The sequence below is a fragment of the Pseudomonas sp. MIL19 genome, from assembly GCF_028680365.1.
Taxonomy (GTDB): domain Bacteria; phylum Pseudomonadota; class Gammaproteobacteria; order Pseudomonadales; family Pseudomonadaceae; genus Aquipseudomonas; species Aquipseudomonas spirodelae.
On the sequence record NZ_JAPPVG010000007.1, the window covers coordinates 121250 to 139270 of the forward strand.

17 protein-coding genes are annotated in these 18021 nt (G+C 61.7%); 10 read left to right on the forward strand and 7 right to left on the reverse strand.

Going from position 1 to position 18021, the window contains the following annotated elements:
• Positions 1-74: 74 nt before the first annotated feature.
• The 3 genes from N1078_RS07315 to N1078_RS07325 form a co-directional block, all read right to left on the reverse strand.
• The gene (locus N1078_RS07315; protein WP_274087544.1) at positions 75-1727 is read right to left on the reverse strand and encodes an acyl-CoA dehydrogenase family protein; all 1653 of its coding nucleotides are present in this window, start codon (positions 1725-1727) and stop codon (positions 75-77) included.
• The gene (locus N1078_RS07320) at positions 1724-2377 is read right to left on the reverse strand and encodes a TetR/AcrR family transcriptional regulator (RefSeq protein ID WP_274087545.1); all 654 of its coding nucleotides are present in this window, start codon (positions 2375-2377) and stop codon (positions 1724-1726) included. The genes N1078_RS07315 and N1078_RS07320 overlap by 4 nt, the downstream gene beginning before the upstream one ends.
• A gap of 362 nt (positions 2378-2739) precedes the next feature.
• Positions 2740-5121: a hybrid sensor histidine kinase/response regulator gene (locus N1078_RS07325; protein WP_274087546.1), complete on the reverse strand. Its 2382-nt coding sequence runs from the start codon at positions 5119-5121 to the stop codon at positions 2740-2742.
• Between the two features lie 245 nt (positions 5122-5366).
• Here N1078_RS07325 and N1078_RS07330 point away from each other — a divergent pair, with 245 nt between their 5' ends.
• The 5 genes from N1078_RS07330 to N1078_RS07350 all read left to right on the forward strand — a co-directional run bounded on the left by N1078_RS07330 (position 5367) and on the right by N1078_RS07350 (position 9519).
• Entirely contained in the window at positions 5367-6161 is a 795-nt protein-coding gene (locus tag N1078_RS07330; protein ID WP_274087547.1) for a hydroxymethylpyrimidine/phosphomethylpyrimidine kinase, read from the forward strand.
• A gap of 13 nt (positions 6162-6174) precedes the next feature.
• Complete coding sequence (gene thiE / locus N1078_RS07335; RefSeq protein ID WP_274087548.1) at positions 6175-6801, forward strand: thiamine phosphate synthase; 627 nt, start codon at positions 6175-6177, stop codon at positions 6799-6801.
• A 128-nt stretch (positions 6802-6929) separates the two neighbouring features.
• Entirely contained in the window at positions 6930-8219 is a 1290-nt protein-coding gene (gene hemL / locus N1078_RS07340) for a glutamate-1-semialdehyde 2,1-aminomutase (RefSeq protein ID WP_274087549.1), read from the forward strand.
• A complete protein-coding gene (locus N1078_RS07345; RefSeq protein ID WP_274087550.1) occupies positions 8219-8875 on the forward strand; it encodes a DUF6962 family protein in 657 nt (218 codons plus the stop codon). The genes hemL and N1078_RS07345 overlap by 1 nt, the downstream gene beginning before the upstream one ends.
• Positions 8876-8967: 92 nt before the next feature.
• Positions 8968-9519 carry a tetratricopeptide repeat protein gene (locus N1078_RS07350; RefSeq protein WP_274087551.1) on the forward strand — a complete coding sequence of 184 codons (552 nt, stop codon included), beginning with the start codon at positions 8968-8970 and terminating at the stop codon, positions 9517-9519.
• A gap of 188 nt (positions 9520-9707) precedes the next feature.
• Here N1078_RS07350 and N1078_RS07355 read toward each other — a convergent pair whose 3' ends face one another.
• On the reverse strand, positions 9708-10031 hold the full coding sequence (locus N1078_RS07355; RefSeq protein WP_090249225.1) for a DUF1820 family protein: 324 nt from the start codon (positions 10029-10031) through the stop codon (positions 9708-9710).
• A gap of 135 nt (positions 10032-10166) precedes the next feature.
• Here N1078_RS07355 and miaB point away from each other — a divergent pair, with 135 nt between their 5' ends.
• The 5 genes from miaB (at position 10167) to lnt (ending at position 15568) form a co-directional block, all read left to right on the forward strand.
• Positions 10167-11510 (forward strand): tRNA (N6-isopentenyl adenosine(37)-C2)-methylthiotransferase MiaB, encoded by a 1344-nt coding sequence (gene miaB / locus N1078_RS07360; protein ID WP_274087552.1) that lies wholly within the window; start codon positions 10167-10169, stop codon positions 11508-11510.
• A gap of 87 nt (positions 11511-11597) precedes the next feature.
• Entirely contained in the window at positions 11598-12596 is a 999-nt protein-coding gene (locus tag N1078_RS07365) for a PhoH family protein (RefSeq protein ID WP_274087553.1), read from the forward strand.
• On the forward strand, positions 12589-13074 hold the full coding sequence (gene ybeY, locus N1078_RS07370) for an rRNA maturation RNase YbeY (RefSeq protein ID WP_274087554.1): 486 nt from the start codon (positions 12589-12591) through the stop codon (positions 13072-13074). Before N1078_RS07365 ends, ybeY begins: the two co-directional genes overlap by 8 nt.
• Before the next feature lie 9 nt (positions 13075-13083).
• On the forward strand, positions 13084-13923 hold the full coding sequence (locus N1078_RS07375; RefSeq protein WP_274087555.1) for an HlyC/CorC family transporter: 840 nt from the start codon (positions 13084-13086) through the stop codon (positions 13921-13923).
• A 124-nt stretch (positions 13924-14047) separates the two neighbouring features.
• Positions 14048-15568: an apolipoprotein N-acyltransferase gene (gene lnt / locus N1078_RS07380; RefSeq protein ID WP_274087556.1), complete on the forward strand. Its 1521-nt coding sequence runs from the start codon at positions 14048-14050 to the stop codon at positions 15566-15568.
• Positions 15569-15593: 25 nt separating this feature from the next.
• On the opposite strand, the gene N1078_RS07385 is transcribed toward lnt, so the two are convergent.
• The 3 genes from N1078_RS07385 to N1078_RS07395 are packed head-to-tail and all read right to left on the reverse strand — an operon-like array spanning position 15594 to position 17913.
• The gene (locus N1078_RS07385) at positions 15594-16499 is read right to left on the reverse strand and encodes a biotin-dependent carboxyltransferase family protein (protein WP_274087557.1); all 906 of its coding nucleotides are present in this window, start codon (positions 16497-16499) and stop codon (positions 15594-15596) included.
• Positions 16496-17173 (reverse strand): 5-oxoprolinase subunit PxpB, encoded by a 678-nt coding sequence (gene pxpB / locus N1078_RS07390; protein WP_274087558.1) that lies wholly within the window; start codon positions 17171-17173, stop codon positions 16496-16498. Before pxpB ends, N1078_RS07385 begins: the two co-directional genes overlap by 4 nt.
• Positions 17170-17913, reverse strand: coding sequence for a 5-oxoprolinase subunit PxpA (locus N1078_RS07395; protein ID WP_274087559.1), 744 nt, complete (start codon positions 17911-17913; stop codon positions 17170-17172). Before N1078_RS07395 ends, pxpB begins: the two co-directional genes overlap by 4 nt.
• Between the last annotated feature and the right edge of the window lie 108 nt (positions 17914-18021).

The window sequence follows — 18021 nt, forward strand, 5'->3', positions numbered from 1 at the left end:
GAAGCAGGGCCCGACTGAAGTTTCAGGCGCACCCCACAATTCGCACAAACACCCATGCTAGAGAGGTCGAAGCCCTAAAGCAGATGCGCTGCACCGCGCGCTATCAGAGCGTCGACATCAATACCGCGCGGCAACGTGCCATAAACCCGGCCACCTTGGCCGCCCAGACGGCTGGCGATAAAGGCATCGGATACCGCGGCATGACCGGCCTCCAGCAGCAACTTGGCTTGCAGCGCCAGGGCTACATCTTCCGTGAGTTGACGGGCGCGATACTGGATGTCGGCGGTGTCGCGAAAGTCCGCCTGCAGCTTGCTGATATGGGCTTTCAAACGCGCATCACCATGGCCATCGCCCAATTCGACAAACAGCGCATCGAGCACGCCCGGCTCTTTGGACAGCGCGCGCAGCACATCTAAACACTGCACATTGCCCGAGCCTTCCCAGGTCGAGTTAACCGGTGCTTCGCGGTACAGACGCGGCAGAATGGTGTCTTCAACGTAACCGGCACCGCCCATGCATTCGGCGGCCTCGTTGATCATCGCTGGCGCCCGCTTGCAGATCCAATACTTGCCCACGGCGGTGACCAGCCGGGCGAACTTGTCCTCCTGTTCGTCGTGCGGATTGTCCAGCGCTTTGCCCATGCGCAGGGTTAACGCCAGCGCCGCCTCACTTTCCAGAGCCAGGTCGGCCAGAACGTTCTGCATCAGCGGCTGCTCGCTGAGCACGCGACCGCCGACCTGGCGATGGGCGCAGTGATGCGCGGCCTGGGTCAGCGCCTGACGCATCAGGGCGCTGGAGCCGATCATGCAGTCGAAGCGGGTTAGCGCGACCATCTCAATAATCGTCGGCACGCCGCGCCCTTCTTCGCCGACCATCCAAGCCAGTGCGCCACGGAATTCGACCTCGCTGGAGGCGTTCGACCAATTGCCCAGTTTGTTCTTCAGGCGCTGGATGTAGAACTCGTTACGCGTGCCGTCCGGGCGATGCCGCGGCAGCAGAAAGCAGGTCAGCCCTTTAGTGGTGTAAGCCAGGGTGAGAAAGGCATCGCACATTGGCGCCGAGCAGAACCACTTGTGGCCAACCAGCTCATACGCCTGCCCTGGCCCGCCAAGCCCCACCGCATAAGCCCGCGTGGTGTTGGCGCGCACATCGGTGCCGCCCTGTTTCTCGGTCATGGCCATGCCGATGGTCGCGCCGGTTTTCTGCTCAATCGGCAGGTTGCGCGGGTCGTATTGGGTGGAGAGGATTTTCGGCAACCACTTCTCAGCGACATCAGCTTGCAGCTTGAGGGCCGGCACACTGGCGAAGGTCATGGTCAACGGGCAACCGCTGCCGGCTTCGGCCTGGCTGTGCAAGTAACTCAAGGCCGCGCGCGCCACCTGAGCACCGGCACGCGGATCGGTCCAGGGCATGGACGGCAAACCATGCTCGATAGCCGCGCTCATCAACTGATGATAAGCCGGATGAAACTCCACCAGGTCCACGCGATGGCCATAGCGGTCGTGGCTTTTGAACACCGGCTTGTGCTCATTGGCGAGAAAGCCCGCAGCCATCAACTCGCCGCCCGCCAGGCCACCGTAAACGTCAAGACGCTGCTCGGCCCAGCCACCGCCGAAACGCTGGGTCCATTCCTGCAGCGGCAGGTCCATGCGGTACAAATTGGCGCCATCCAGCGGCGGCACCTGGTTGAACACTTCATGGGTTTCGGCATGTTGGCTGGCATTCATAGCTGAGGCTCCTCTTCGGGCAAGCGGGCGCCTACGGCGCGTAAGCAAAAAGTGACCAAGGTCTGGCTGACTTCGGCCAGGCTAGGGGCGGGATAACCGGCTTCGCGGGCAGTGCGGGCCGGCGGCGACAAGGGGCCGACCAGGACTTCAGCAATCGCGCCGACCAGGCAGGCAGCAACCAGGCCGATTTGCTGCACGCGGAATACCCCTTGCGCCGTACCCTCTTGGAGCAGCTCGACGAATAGATCGGCATAGGCTTCGCGGTACAACAGCCGTTGTTCGTCGACCTCCGCATCGACCGGTTCGGCAATCAACGCAAAGGCCAACTGGCGACTGTCCCAGGCACGCGCCGCAAAGCGCTCAAGCCCAGCAGCTAAACGCGCCGCCGGGTTGCCTTGGCCACGCACGGTGGCGGCCAACGCATCAACCTCGCGCTGGCTGGCCACGGCAAACACCTCGGCGGCCAGGCTGCCTTTACTGCTGAAGTGGCGGTACAGGCTGCCAGTGGCAATGCCGACATCCTCGGCCAGCGCCTGCATGGTCAGCGCCGCAAAGCCGCCCTCGGCAACCCGCAGCAGGGCGGCGCTGATGATGCGCTCACGCAGCGCCTGGTCACGGTCGAGACGAAGTGCAGTGGTGCGATAGGCCATGATCTGAATCCTGATTCACTGTCGCTCAAGTGAATCAGGATTCAGATCATGGCTAAAGGGCGATTCTGGTCACAAGAGAAGGTGTATCGGCCAGCCGCTGGCGCATACAACTCAATAATAAATTTACGATCTCGCGAACTAGAGCCATACAAGGCGCTACGTAGTAACAGCCTTCGACTGGTCAAAGCAGGCGAGAAACGCAGCGCAGAGGAGTAACAGCCATAGGCTGGCCCGTAGGGTGAGCGCAGCGAATCAAGCGGACTGGGCTCGCATACGAGTTTACGAGCTGTACATAAGCATTCCGAGACGCCGCGTCCCAGCCTGCTATAACGCAGTAGGGCCGACGCGCAGCAGATCCTCGATCAAACCTCGCGGCAGAGCACCCAGTCGTGCAACAAAGTGCGCAGCTGCTCGAACTTCACCGGCTTAGCCAGGTAGTCGCTCATACCAGCAGCCAAACAACGCTCGCGATCACCGCTGTGGCTGTGGGCAGTAATTGCCAGCACCGGCAGCAGCTGACAGCCAGGCAGGTTGCGCAGGGCGCGACAGGTCGCGAAACCGTCCATCACCGGCATTTGGCAATCCAGCAGCACCGCGTCGACGGTCTCGTTACGCAGCACGTCCAAGGCTTCAGCGCCGTTGTCGGCAGTACGCACCTGATAACCCAGCTTGAGTAGCATGCCGCGGGTGACCAGTTGGTTGATTGCATTGTCCTCAACGACCAAGACCGTGCACTGCTCAGGCGCGCGCAGCGCCGGGCCACTGCTGCGCAGGGTGACGGCTGCCGGGTTACTGATTTGCACAGGCAGCGCCAACGGTAAATCCAGGCGAAAACGACTGCCCTGCCCTGGCTGGGACTCATGGCTGAGATCGCCGCCAAGCAGGTCAACCAATTGCCGGCAAATCGCCAGACCAATACCCAGGCCGCCGTGCTCACGGGTCATCGAGCCGTCCAGCTGATGGAAGCGCTGATACAGCTTGCCATCGGCCGGTGCGATGAAGCCCACCCCGCTATCGCTGATCTCAATACGCAGCGGCAAGCTATCGCTCGCCATGCCCCCCCGCGAGACCCGCACACACACCTCACCGTGTGAAGTGAACTTGATGGCGTTATCCAGCAGGCAGTTGAGGCTCTGCAGCAGCTTGCTGGCGTCGCCTTCCAGGGTGTCAGGCAGACTGTCGTCGAGCTCAAGAACAAAGCGCAGGCCCTTTTCTTCGGCACGCGGCGCGTACTGCGCACGCACGCCATCGAACAAACCACGCAGACTAAACGGCTCACGCCGCGGGTACAGCCGCCCAGCCTGCAATTCAGTCAGCGCGAGGATGTCATTGACCATGCGCATCATGTCGCGCGCCGAGCTGGCGGCGGTTTTCTGGTAAGACGCCAGCTCGCCGTCGAGATCGAGCATCTGCATCAACTCCAACGAGCCGATCACACCGTTCATGGGGGTGCGCAACTCATGGGTGACCGTGGCGAGAAACTCATCTTTTAAACGGTTGCTATGGGCCAATTCCTGGTTGAAGGCTTCGAGCTTGAGGCCGGCCTCCCGGAGAATCTGCGTGCGGTCTTCCTTCATGGCGTTGATGCGGTCGGCCAGGGCCAGCGACAGCAAGCCGACCTCCAACGCTGAGCCAATCTGACTGGCATACATGGTGAGGAACATATTGGGCAGGTAACCCAACACCATCAGGGTGTTAATCATTCCACCGACGAGGAAGGCGCTCCAGGCGATGATGAAGTACCGCGCGACGCGCATGCCGCGTATCCAGGCGACAGCACCGGCACTGAAAATCACCACGGTAAAGCCCAACGCCAGGTAGGTGGCCAGGCGCAGCGAAAGCGCATAACTGGCCGTCAGCGACAGGGTCATCACCAGAACGCCACACGCCATCATCAACAACAGGGCACGATCGACCCAGGGGCTGTGTTCGCCGGTATGCAAAAAGCTGCGGGAGAACTGGCAGCCGAATAACGCCGAAGCACCAATCAGAAACGGCGTGGCGGCGTTCGCCCACCACGGGCTGTTCGGCCAGAGGTACTCAATGGCCGCACCATTGACCGACAGTTGATAAAAGCCGAACGAAGCAATGTAGAGGATGTAATAGAAGTAGCTGGTGTCACGCACGCTGAGGAAGATAAACAGGTTGTAGATCAGCATCACCAGCAGCACGCCGTAGATGATGCCCAGCACATAGATACGCGCCGGCTGCGCCTCCAGATAGGCGCTGGGTGACCACAGGGTTAGCGGGGCCTGAATCGAGCCCTGGCTTTCCAGGCGCAAGTAAACGCTTTGCGGCTGCGCCGGCGCTAATTTGAGCTCAAACACATAGTTGTGCTGCTTGATCTCACGGCTGGAGAACGGCAGCGCATCACCGGTGTTCTGACTCAGCTGGTAATGGCCTTGCGCATCGGCCAGATAGAGTTGCACATGGTCAAGGGGCGGGTAAGACAACTCGAGAAACCAGGGCTGCACGCCAGTCGCCTGCTGTGGCCGGTATTCAAGATCCAGACGTAACCAGAACACCGAGCGGGAATAGCCGGCGTTGAGCACCTCTTTATCATGCTGACGGAAGCTGGCCTGCAGCGCCGGCGAGGTGATGTCTTCGATGCTGGCATCGCCGCGCACATCTTCAAACACCGACATGACCTTGCCGAGCGGCAGGCTGCGGGTGTGCTCATCAAAAACCACTGCCCCAGCCAACCCTGGCACCAACATAAAGAAACACAGAAGGATGTAGTGCATGCCGCCCAGCCGGAATTGGCTCGCAACGCTGTGGAGCGCCTTGGAGCAATCTATTTATAAGGCCGGCACTCTACCATAGGCATTTGTGCCGGAGCCCCAGGAAAAACCTGAACTGCTTAGGTTTTTAGACCCCAAGCTGACCCTCACTGCAGCGCCATGGTGGCGCGCGACAGATTGTCCGGCTAGCAGGCTTTCATCACGCGCTGGGGTCTCTATGCCGTGGTTTGGTGGTAAGCTCGCGCACCATGAAAATGCCTACTTCTCGCCCCGTAGTGCTGTGCCTGTCTGGTCACGACCCCAGTGGTGGTGCCGGCCTGCAAGCCGATATCGAAGCCCTGCTCGCGCAAGGCTGTCACGCCGCCCCAACCGTGACCGCGCTGACCGTGCAGGATACCGTCAACGTGATGGATTTCCGCGTACTCGACCGCGACTGGGTCTTGGCCCAGGCCAATGCGGTGATCAGCGACCTGCCGGTTGAAGCCGTCAAGCTGGGCATGCTCGGCTCGGTCGAAATGGTCGAAACCGTACTGGAAATCATGCAGCGCCTGCCCGGCATCCCGCTGGTCTGCGACCCCGTGCTGCGCGCTGGCGGCGGCGGCGCCCTGGGCAAGGATGAAGTGGGCTTCGCGATGCGCGAACGCCTGTTCGCCGTGTCGACCATTGCCACACCAAACCTTCCAGAAGCACGCATCCTCGCCGAACTGCCAGACGGTACGGCCGACGAGTGCGCGGACAGGCTCCTGCAGCATATCCAGCACCTGTTGATCACCGGCGGTCATGGTGATGAGCATCAGGTGCACAACCGCCTGTACTCGCGTGATGGCAGTCGCCACACCTTTACCTGCCAGCGTTTACCCGGCAGCTACCACGGCTCGGGCTGCACCCTGGCCAGTACTTTGGCCGGCCGCCTGGCGCTGGGCCAGGAGCTGGTCAGCGCCGTCGAGTTTGCCCTCGACTACACTTGGCGCACTCTGCGTGATGCCGAACAACCTGGGCATGGCCAGTACATTCCGCGCCGCTTGCCCTTAGATTTTTGCTGATGGAGCGCACCTGATGAAACTGCGTGGCCTGTATGCCATCACCGACAGCCAGCTCCTCGAAGGCCGCCTACTGCCCTACGTCGAGGCCGCACTCAAAGGCGGGGCAAAACTGCTGCAGTACCGAGACAAGTCGACCGATGAAGCCCGCCGTTTGCGCGAAGCAGAGGTCCTGCGTGAGCTGTGCAACCGCTATGGCGCGGCGCTGATCATCAATGATGACGCCGAACTGGCGGCCCGCTTGGGCGTAGGTCTGCACCTGGGGCAAAGCGATGGCTCCTTGTCAGTAGCGCGCGCCCTGCTCGGCCGCCAGGCGATTATCGGCGGCACCTGCCACGCGCAGCTTGAACTGGCTGAAGCGGCGGCCAAAGAAGGGGCCAGCTACGTCGCCTTCGGCCGCTTTTTCAATTCCAACACCAAGCCGGGCGCGCCCAGCGCCGACGTGGCGCTGCTCGATGCCAGCAAAGGCCGGATCAACCTGCCGATCGTCGCCATTGGCGGCGTGACCCTGGACAACGCACCCGCGCTGATTGCCCACGGCGCGAGCATGGTCGCGGTCATTCACGGCCTGTTCGCGGCCGACTCCGCCGCCGACGTCGAGCGCCGCGCCCACGCCTTTAGCGCCCTGTTCAACCCTGGCTAATGGCCTGGAGCCGTTTTTAACGTCGCACAGCGACGTCCCAAGGTTGGCCGCCACGGACGGCAGGCCATAACTAATTGTTCACAGGGGCGACACGGCTCGCCCCGCATCCCAGTTTGAGAGGCCCTGCCATGTCCCGTTCCGAAGCCCTATTCAATGCAGCTCAGAAGCACATCCCCGGCGGCGTCAACTCGCCTGTGCGCGCCTTTAAAAGCGTCGGCGGCACGCCACTGTTCTTCAAGCACGCCGAAGGCGCCTACGTCACCGACGAAGACGACAAGCGCTATGTCGATTACGTCGGCTCCTGGGGCCCGATGATCCTCGGCCACAGCCACCCTGAAGTGCTCGACGCGGTGCGCAACCAGCTGCAGCACGGCCTGTCCTACGGCGCCCCGACCGCCATGGAAACTGAAATGGCCGACCTGGTGTGCAGCCTGGTGCCGTCGATGGAAATGGTGCGCATGGTCAGCTCCGGTACCGAAGCGACCATGAGCGCGATTCGCCTGGCCCGTGGTTACACCGGCCGCGACAACATCATCAAATTCGAAGGCTGCTACCACGGCCACTCCGACAGCCTGCTGGTTAAAGCCGGCTCTGGCCTGCTGACCCAGGGCGTACCCAGCTCGGCAGGCGTGCCGGCGGATTTCGCCAAACACACCCTGACCCTACCGTTCAACGACATAAACGCCGTCGAGCAAATGCTTAGCGAAGTCGGCGACAGCGTGGCGTGCATCATCGTCGAGCCGGTGGCCGGTAACATGAACTGCGTGCCGCCGGCACCGGGCTACCTGCAAGGCTTGCGCGAGCAGTGCGACAAGCACGGTGTGGTGCTGATTTTTGATGAAGTGATGACTGGCTTCCGCGTAGCCCTCGGCGGCGCTCAGGCGTATTACGGCGTCACCCCGGACCTGACCACCTTCGGCAAGATCATCGGCGGCGGCATGCCAGTTGGCTGCTTCGGCGGCAAGCGCAAGATCATGCATTGCATCGCACCACTCGGCCCGGTCTACCAGGCCGGCACCCTGTCGGGTAACCCATTGGCCATGGCCGCAGGCCTGACCACGCTGCGCCTGATCAACCGCCCTGGCTTCCACGCCGAACTGACTGACTACACCAGCCGCATGCTGCAAGGCCTGCAAGAACGCGCTGATGCAGCCGGCATCCCGTTTGTCACTACGCAGGCAGGCGGCATGTTCGGCCTGTATTTCAGCGGCGCCGACGATATCGTTACCTTCGACGACGTGATGGCCAGCGACGCTGAGCGCTTCAAGCGCTTCTTCCACCTGATGCTGGACGGCAGCGTTTACCTGGCACCGAGTGCTTTCGAAGCAGGTTTCACCTCCATTGCCCATGGCGATGCCGAGCTTAAAATCACCCTCGACGCCGCCGAGCGCGCCTTCGCCGAGCTGAAGAACGCCTGATGCAGCTCAGCACCGCGCTGTCAGATGGCGTGCTGGCGCTGGCCTGCCTGGCCTGCGCCATCGCCATCGGCAAGGCCCGCAGGCACTATGGCGAGGCCGATCAACCGGCCCTGTTCTGCGCGCTACTGGGTTTTCTGCTGCCGGCGGCCGCCGCCGTGGCCGGAGTCATTCGCTTTGGCTTCGACCCCAGCGCAGAGGCGGCGCATCTGTGGTTGAGCCAAGCCAGCAGCTTTCTCGGCCTGCCACTGCTTGGCGCCACTGCGTTAGCACTGGGCCGGGGCTGGCAATGGAGCCGCGCCAACTGGGGCCGCATCCTGCTTGGCCTGTGCGCCTTCTTCGAACTGTTCCGGCAACTCAACCAGCTGGAGGACTATCGCCTATTGCTTAATCTGGCGACCTTACTGCTAATTGCCTACGCCGGCGCGGTGCAGTGGCCCAAGCGCGCGCCGCCAGTGGTGGCTGGCATGGTCGTAGGCCTGTTTCTGCTGGCCGGGGTAGCCGTAGGTACTCACGGTTTTATCGGCTCATTGCGGCGAATTGATCTGTTCCACGCCCTGCTGACGCCGGCGTATCCGTTGCTGGCCTGGCTGCTGCTGAGCCTGCCTGGCAGCGCAAAACTGGGCAGCATGGAAGAAAACCCGGTAAAGACTTTGTAAGTACGCCACTGCTTATTTCATAATGTGACGGCCGCCGCGTTCCGGTGGCCAGGCTGAACGCCTGTTTTGTATCCCGAGGTAAATGGACTTTCATGAAACGCACCGGCCGCACCCTCTCCCTGGGCTGCCTGCTGCTCCTACTGCCACTGCTCGCCTCTGCGGGCGGTAACTCCTTGCTGATCCCCGCGCTTGGCAGCTGCTCACTCAACACTGCCGCCGAAGAACTGCCGTCCGCCCTCGACGCCTGCCAACAAGCCGCCCTCAAGGGTGACGTGCAAGCGCAATTTGAGCTGGGCGAGTTCTACTACAACGGTAAGCGTGTCGAACGCGACCTCAGCCAGGCGCTGCAGTGGTTTGAGCAGGCCTCACTGCAAGGCCATGCGCAGTCGCAATACCACTTGGGCATGATGTTTTTCCGCGGCGAAGGCGTGCCGGCGAATGCGGTGCAGGCCTATATCGTGCTGAAAATGGCGGCGGTGAATGGCTCGGACGAGGCCATGGACAGCGCCGACCTGATCGCCGCGCAAATGCCACGCAATGAACTGGAAATCGCCAGCCAGGTGCTCGGGCAAATCTTCCGCAACTACCTGCTGGAGTTGCAGAACGCCGACATCCTGACCTCACCGTTCGCACCGCTACCCTGATTCAACACATCTAACACGCGTAGACGCTGTTTAAGATCTCGCGAGCTAGAGCACTGCAAGGCGCTACGTTAGTAACAGCCTACGGCTGGTCAAGCAGGCGAGGAAGCGGAGTGTACTTTTGTACATGAGCATTCCGAGCCTGTTTTTAACGCCGCAGGGCCGACGCGCAGCAGATCGTATGCAGGCTCTTACTTATCCGGCATCGGCATGGGGAACGGCATAACATTACCGCCACCCTTGGCCTCGCTAATTTTCGGTGTGCCCAGGCGCTCGACTTCGTCGATACGGATGATCGCGTGCATTGGGATAAAGCTGCGCACCACGCCGTCAAACTGCGCCTTGAGCTTTTCTTCGCTAGGGTCGACGACCACCTGAGTGCGTTCGCCGAAGACGAACTCCTCCACTTCCAAAAAGCCCCACAGATCGCTCTGAAAGATCTGCTTGGCATACATTTCGTACACCTGCCCCTGGTTGAGGAAAATCACCTTGTAGATGGGTTCGCGCTTGCTCATGGTTATGCAGTTCGTACCGACAGGTTGATCAAAAGGGCGCGGATCATAGCATAGCCACCCGACAGGCAATGCTAGGAACCGGAGCCTTCGGCCTCTATAATGCGCGGTTCGTCGAATCACTCTTGTTGAGCGCGCATGACCAAGAAGCTTTATATCGAAACCCACGGTTGCCAGATGAACGAGTACGACAGCTCGCGCATGATCGACCTGCTGGGTGAACATCAAGCCCTGGAAGTCACCGAGCAAGCGGCAGATGCCGACATCATTCTGCTCAACACCTGCTCGATCCGTGAAAAAGCCCAGGACAAGGTGTTCTCACAGCTTGGCCGCTGGCAAAAGCTGAAGATCGCCAACCCCGACCTGGTAATCGGCGTCGGCGGCTGCGTGGCCAGCCAGGAAGGCGCGGCGATTCGTGATCGCGCGCCCTACGTCGACGTGGTCTTCGGCCCGCAAACCCTGCACCGCCTGCCGGAAATGATCGACGTCGCGCGTACGACCAAGATCGCCCAGGTCGACATCAGCTTCCCCGAGATCGAGAAATTCGACCGCCTGCCAGAACCGCGCGTCGATGGGCCCAGCGCCTATGTGTCGGTGATGGAAGGCTGCAGCAAGTACTGCACCTTCTGCGTAGTGCCCTACACCCGTGGCGAAGAAGTCAGCCGACCGATGGCCGATGTGCTCGGTGAAATCATCCACCTGGCCGAACACGGCGTGCGTGAAATCACCCTGCTGGGGCAGAACGTCAACGGCTACCGCGGCGCAACCCAGAACGGCCAGATCGCCGACTTTGCCGAACTGCTGTATGCCGTGGCGGCCATCGACGGCATCGACCGTATTCGCTACACCACCAGCCATCCGCTGGAATTCTCCGATGCGCTGATCCAGGCCCACGCCGAGATCCCTGAGCTGGTGAAATACCTGCACCTGCCGGTGCAATCGGGCTCCGACCGCATTCTCGCGGCGATGAAGCGCAACCACACTGCGCTGGAGTACAAGTCGCGCATCCGCAAGCTGCGCGCGGCGGTGCCGGACATTCTGATCAGCTCGGACTTTATCGTTGGCTTCCCCGGTGAAACCGAGAAAGACTTCGAGCAGACCATGAAGCTGGTCGAGGATGTCGGTTTCGACTTCTGCTACTCCTTCGTCTACAGCGCGCGCCCCGGCACCCCGGCGGCTGATCTGCCCGACGACACGCCGCTGGAGCTGAAAAAACAACGCCTGGCACTGCTGCAGCACCGCATCACCCAGCAGGGCTTTGAGAACAGCCGACGCATGGCCGGCACCGTACAGCGCATCCTGGTCAATGATTACTCAAAGAAAGACCCCGGTAGGCTCCAAGGCCGCACCGAGAGCAATCGCGTGGTCAACTTCCGCAGCGACAACCCGCGCCTGATCGGGCAGTTTGTCGATGTGTATATCGACGAAGCCATGCCCAACTCGCTGCGCGGCACGTTGCTCAACGAAACCGACTGCAACTAAAGCCTTAGCGGCCCGAGCTTCCCCCTCGCGGCCGCTAGCGCTATTCTCCGCTCACTACCCCAGCCGACTGGCGGCCATCACACGACCTTGAACGCATCCATAGAACCACTCCGTTTTATCCTTGAACCCTTCGAGGCACGCCGCTTCGCTAACTTGTGCGGTCAATTTGATGAGCACTTGCGTCTCATCGAGGCGCGTTTGGGCATTGAGTTACGCAACCGCGGCAACCAGTTTGAACTGGTTGGCAGCGCCGGCCAGACCAACGCGGCCGAGCAGTTGTTGCGTCGCCTGTACCGCGAAACCCAAAGCACCGAGCTGTCGCCCGATATGGTTCACCTGTTTCTGCAGGAGTCTGGCGTCGAAGAGCTGAGCAACCCGGTCGTCGAAGCCAACATCGCCCTGCGCACCCGCAAAGGCATGATTCGCCCACGCGGGGCCAATCAGCAGCGCTATGTCAAAGCCATCCTCGACCACGACATCAACTTCGGCATCGGCCCAGCGGGTACCGGTAAAACCTACCTGGCAGTGGCCTGTGCGGTGGATGCCTTGGAGCGTGAGCAGATCCGCCGCATCCTGCTGGTGCGCCCAGCGGTTGAAGCCGGCGAAAAACTCGGTTTCCTGCCCGGCGACCTGTCGCAGAAAATCGACCCTTACCTGCGTCCCCTGTATGACGCGCTGTACGAAATGCTCGGCGTCGAGCAGGTTGCCAAGCTGATCGAGAAACAGGTGATTGAAGTTGCGCCGCTGGCCTATATGCGCGGCCGCACGCTGAGCAACAGCTTTATCATCCTCGACGAAAGCCAGAACACCACCCTGGAACAGATGAAAATGTTCCTCACCCGGATTGGCTTCGGCTCCACGGCGGTAATCACGGGCGACATCACCCAGATCGACCTGCCGCGCGGGACCAAAAGCGGCCTGACCCACGTGATTGAAGTATTGCGTGACGTGCCGGGTATCAGCTTTACCCACTTCAACCCTAAAGATGTGGTGCGCCACCCGCTGGTGCAGCGCATCGTCGAAGCCTACGAGCGGTTCGACGCCAGCCAGGCCCCTTTCGACGCCAAGGTGCAGCGGCATGATTGAGCTTGACCTGCAAATTGCCAGCGACGCTGGCAACCTACCGACCGAGGAGCAGTTTCGCGCCTGGTGCGCGATTGCCCTGCGCCAGCGCAGCGCCGACTCCGAGCTGACCATTCGCTTGGTCGATGAAGCCGAAGGCCGCGAACTGAATCACACCTGGCGGCAGAAGGATTACGCGACCAACGTACTGTCCTTCCCAGCCGATGTACCGGACGAATTTCTGGATATCCCGCTGCTCGGTGACCTGGTTATTTGCGCGCCGGTGGTTGAACGCGAGGCCGTCGAACAAGGCAAAAACCCAGAAGCCCATTGGGCGCATCTGGTGATCCACGGTTGCTTGCATCTGCTCGGCTATGACCACATCGAGGATGAGGAAGCCGAAGAGATGGAAGCGCTGGAACGAGAACTGCTGGCTGAACTGGGTCACCCTGACCCGTACGCCGATGAAGATGAACCCACACACAACACAGAAGGTTCCTGAGTAACCACCATGAGCGAAGACCGATCGAGCAACGAGCAGACATCCTGGTTTAACCGACTGACCCAGGCGTTTGCTCATGAGCCGAAAAACCGTAAGGAACTGCTGGAAGTCCTGCGCGAAGCGCATCAGAACAAACTACTCGACAGTGAAGCACTGGCCATTGTCGAAGGCGCCATCCAGGTCGCCGACTTGCAAGTTCGCGACATTATGGTGCCGCGCTCACAGATGATGAGCATCAAGGCCAACCAGACACCCAAAGAGTTCCTGCCCTCGATCATTGAAGCGGCGCACTCGCGCTACCCAGTGGTGGGTGAAAGCCTCGACGATGTGGTCGGTATCCTCCTGGCTAAGGATCTGCTGCCGCTGATCCTCTCGGGCGAACAGCCCAACTTCAATATCAAGGACCTGCTGCGCCCGGCCACCTTCGTGCCCGAGTCCAAGCGCCTGAATGTGCTGCTGCGTGAATTCCGCGCCAACCACAACCACATGGCTGTGGTGATTGATGAATACGGCGGCGTCGCCGGCCTGGTGACCATCGAGGACGTGCTCGAGCAAATCGTCGGTGACATCGAGGACGAGCACGATGTCGAGGAAGACAGCTACGTTAAACCGTTGCCGTCGGGCGACTTCCTGGTCAAGGCACTGACGCCGATCGACAGCTTCAATGAAGCCTTCGATACCGAGTTCTCCGATGACGAATTCGACACCGTCGGCGGCCTGGTGATGAGCGCCTTTGGCCACCTGCCCAAGCGTAATGAAGTGACCGAAATTGGCGAGTTCCGCTTCCGCGTTCTCAACGCCGACAGCCGCCGCATTCACCTGCTACGCCTGACGCCGATCAATAACTGATCCCTCTAAACGGCCACCCTAATCGGTGGCCGTTGCGCATAGCCGGCCCAGCACCGCCCCACCTTCCCTCGCCGCCTATTGCCCTTTACCCTTTGCGCCACCTCAATCCAAGGATCTGCATGCAATGCACTGGATAACTCGACCTGGCTGGCCCGGTAACCTGATCGCCCTACTCGCAGGCGCAATCACGCCATTGGCGCTGGCGCCCTTTGATCTGTGGCCGCTGGCCATCCTCTCGATTGCCTTGTTCTACCTCGGCCTGCGCGACCTGACGCCGCGCCAGGCGACGCTGCGCGGTTGGAGTTATGGCTTTGGCCTGTTCGCCGCCGGCACCAGCTGGGTGTATGTGAGCATCCACGATTACGGTGCGGCCTCACCGCCGCTGGCGGTATTTCTGACCCTGCTGTTTGTCGGTGGGCTGGGCCTGCTGTTCGCCCTAAGTGCCTGGGTCTGGACGCGCTGGCTGCGCCGAGTTGAAACGCCGCTGGCTGACGCCCTGGCCTTCGCCGCCCTGTGGCTGGCGCAGGAAGCCTTCCGCAGCTGGTTTCTCACCGGTTTCCCCTGGCTGTATGCCGGTTACAGCCAGCTGGATGGTCCACTGGCCGGGCTGGCTCCGGTGGGCGGTGTATGGCTGCTGTCCTTTGCCCTGGCGCTAAGCGCCGCGCTGCTGGTGAACCTGGCGCAACTGCGCTCGCGCAAGGCGTTTCTCGCCATCGGCGTTGTGCTGTTAATCGCCCCGTGGATCTCCGGTATCGCCCTCAAGAATCACGCCTGGACCCAGCCGCTGGGCGAGCCGCTGAGCGTGTCGGCCATGCAGGGCAATATCGAACAGAACATGAAATGGGACCCCGAGCAGCTCAACGCGCAGCTCGCGCTGTACCGCGACATGACCTTTAGCGCCAAGCCGACTGATCTGATCGTCTGGCCGGAAACTGCCATCCCGGTGCTCAAGGACCGCGCCCAAGGCTACCTGGGCATGATCAATCGCTTCGCCAATGAGCGGAATGCCGCGCTGATTACCGGCGTGCCGATACGCCAGAGCAACGAGCGCGGCGAACAGCGCTACTACAACGGCATCAGCGTGGTCGGCCAGGGCAGCGGCGATTACCTCAAGCAGAAACTGGTGCCGTTTGGTGAATACGTGCCGCTTCAGGAAGTGCTGCGCGGGCTGATCGCCTTCTTCGACCTGCCGATGTCCGACTTCGCCCGTGGCTCCGCCGAGCAGAGCCTGCTGCAGGCCAAGGGCCATCCGATTGCCGCGTTTATCTGCTACGAAGTGGTCTACCCGGAGTTTTCCGCCGGCCTGGCCGCGCAGAGCGACCTGCTGCTGACCATCAGCAACGACACCTGGTTTGGCCGCTCCATCGGCCCGCTGCAGCACCTGCAGATGGCGCAGATGCGCGCCCTGGAAGCCGGCCGCTGGATGATCCGCGCGACCAACAACGGCGTCACCGCGCTGATCGACCCGCAAGGCCAGATCACAACGCAACTGCCGCAGTTCGAACAGGCGGTGCTCTACGGCCAGGTGCAACCGATGCAGGGGCTCACGCCTTATCTGTACTGGCGCGGCTGGCCGATGCTGATTATCTGCCTGCTGCTGTTTGGCTGGGCGTTGCTCGCCAGCCGTATGGCCAAGACCCTTTAACGGCAGGTTCACCCTACAAAAGTGCCTATATCCGTCGAAAGAATCGGTAAAACTCGCGCAGCTCCGTCTGCGCGTCGCCAATGCTGACCGGGGTGAAGCGCAGCGGGTGGTGCGCCGGGCACTGCGCCAGACGGCCTTGATCGAGCGGGTGCAACCAGCCCAACAGCGGGTAACCGCCCATGGTCTGGTGATCGGCCTGCAAGATAATTGGCTGGCCATCTGGCGGCACCTGAATCGCCCCACGGCCAACGCCCAATGACCACTGCCGTTCTGGCGGGCGCAATGGCTCACCGATCAGCCGCGCCCCCATGCGGTCGGAGTGTGGGCTGAGCTGCCAGGTTTGGGCAAAGAAGTCATGCAGTTGCTCCTGCGCAAAACTTGCCGCATCGCCGCCGGTAATCACCCGCAACAAGGGCTTGCTGCGGTAATCCGGCAGATAGGGCCAGGGCACGCTAGCCGCATGACTAAAGTGCGCCTGCCCACAAGCCAACACATCCACCGCCTGCAAGGCTCGCCCCTGCCCCTCGCGTAGCTGCACACTGACACTGCCCAACACGGGTTCTGCATGAAAACCGCCGGCCACCGCCAAATACGCACGCTGACCGCTATGGGCAAAGCCTAAGCGCAGCTGCTGGCCTTTGCGCAGCGGCAGTCGCGTCCACAGGGGCAGCGGCTGCCCATCCAGGCTCAGCGGCACCTGGGCACCACAGACCGCCACCCAGGTGTCGACCTCGGCCTGCAACTCGACGCCGCCCAGGGCGATTTCCAGCAGCGGCGTGCCCCAGGGATTATTCAGTAGGTGATTAGCCCAGGCCGCCGCCTGCCAATCCATTGGCCCGGCCGGCGACACGCCGAGGTGTTGCCAACCGCGCCGCCCAGCATCCTGCAGCACACTTTGCGGCCCGGGTTTGAGCACGCGCAGACCGCTCATGGCTGGCCGCCCTCACCGATAAACTCGCGCTCACTGATACTACGAAAGCGCACCCGGTCGGCCAACACCAAGGGACACGGCGGCGTTTGCGCGGCGTTGAACAGCGACCAGGGGCAGCGGCCGATCAGGTGCCAGCCGCCGGGCGAGCTCTGCGGGTAGATCGCCGTTTGTCGCTCGGCGATTGCCAAGCTACCGGGCGGCACGGAAATACGCGGGGTGGCGCGACGTGGCAACGCCAGCCGAGCATCCAACTCGCCGAGGTAGGCGAAGCCTGGGGCAAAACCAATCGCGCCGACTCGGTATTCCGTCGCCGCATGCAACTTGATCACCTCGGCAACACTCAGCCGACACTGCCGGGCGACGTCAGCCAGGTCTTCACCGTCATAGCAGATGGGGATTTCATGCAGCTGCCCGGCTTGCGCCGCAAAGGGTTCAGCCAACCACGTTTCCAGCAGCGGTTTGAGTCGCTCAGCCAGCTGCAGATGGTCGGTACGCATCAGGTCATAGTGCAGCAGCAGGCTGGTCCAACCGGGTACCAGATCGGTCAGCAGCTCCCCAAGCTCATCGCGGATACGCGCAGCCAGCAAAGCGATACGCAGCGGTAATTGCCCATCCGGCTGTTCGGCCAGCACCAGCAGCAGCGCTTCGGCACCTGCCGGTTCCAGACGGATCATAGGGCTTCCAGCATCGCCCGCAAACGCCGCAGTACGGCCAGCGAATCGGCGTTATCGCCATGCACACAGAGACTGTCAGCACGCAGTTGCAATGGCTTGCCATCGATATCAGCAAACGCCTCACCCCGGGCAATCGCCAGGGCCTGCTCAAGAATCCGCTGCGGATCATGGTGCACCGCGCCACTTAAACGCCGCGGCGCCAACTGGCCATCGGCTAGGTAAGCGCGATCAGCAAAGGCCTCGAATATCAGCGGCACTGCGGCTGCATCGGCCAAGCGCCGCTCACGGCTGTTATCAGCCAAGGCCAATACCATCAACGGCAAGCCCTTGCGGTAACGGGCGCAGGCCTCAAGCACAGCATTAAACAGCGCATCGTCCCGCACCAGGTCGTTGTACAACGCACCATGCGGTTTGACGTAGGCCAGTTGAGTGCCCGCCGCGCGACAAAAGGCATCCAGCGCGCCGAGCTGATACAGCACCAGCGCACTGACCTCCTCCGGCGAGCAGGCCATATGCCGGCGACCGAAACCCTGCAAGTCGGGGTACGCCGGGTGCGCACCGATGCTCACCCCATGCTGCAACGCCAGAGCGACGGTGCGTTGCATGGTCAGGGGGTCGGATGCGTGAAAGCCGCAGGCCAGGTTGGCTTGATCAACCAACGGCATGGCATGGGCATCATCACCCATGTGCCACACGCCAAAACTTTCACCCATGTCGCAGTTCAGCAGAATTTTTTTCATGCTCGCCAGCTTAGAGCGCCAGCGCCCTGTCGGGAAGCCTTGCCTCGTCACTCAAGCCTCACGGCAACGCCGTGAGCGGCCAGGCCAAGCCGCTCGTGTAAGAGCAGG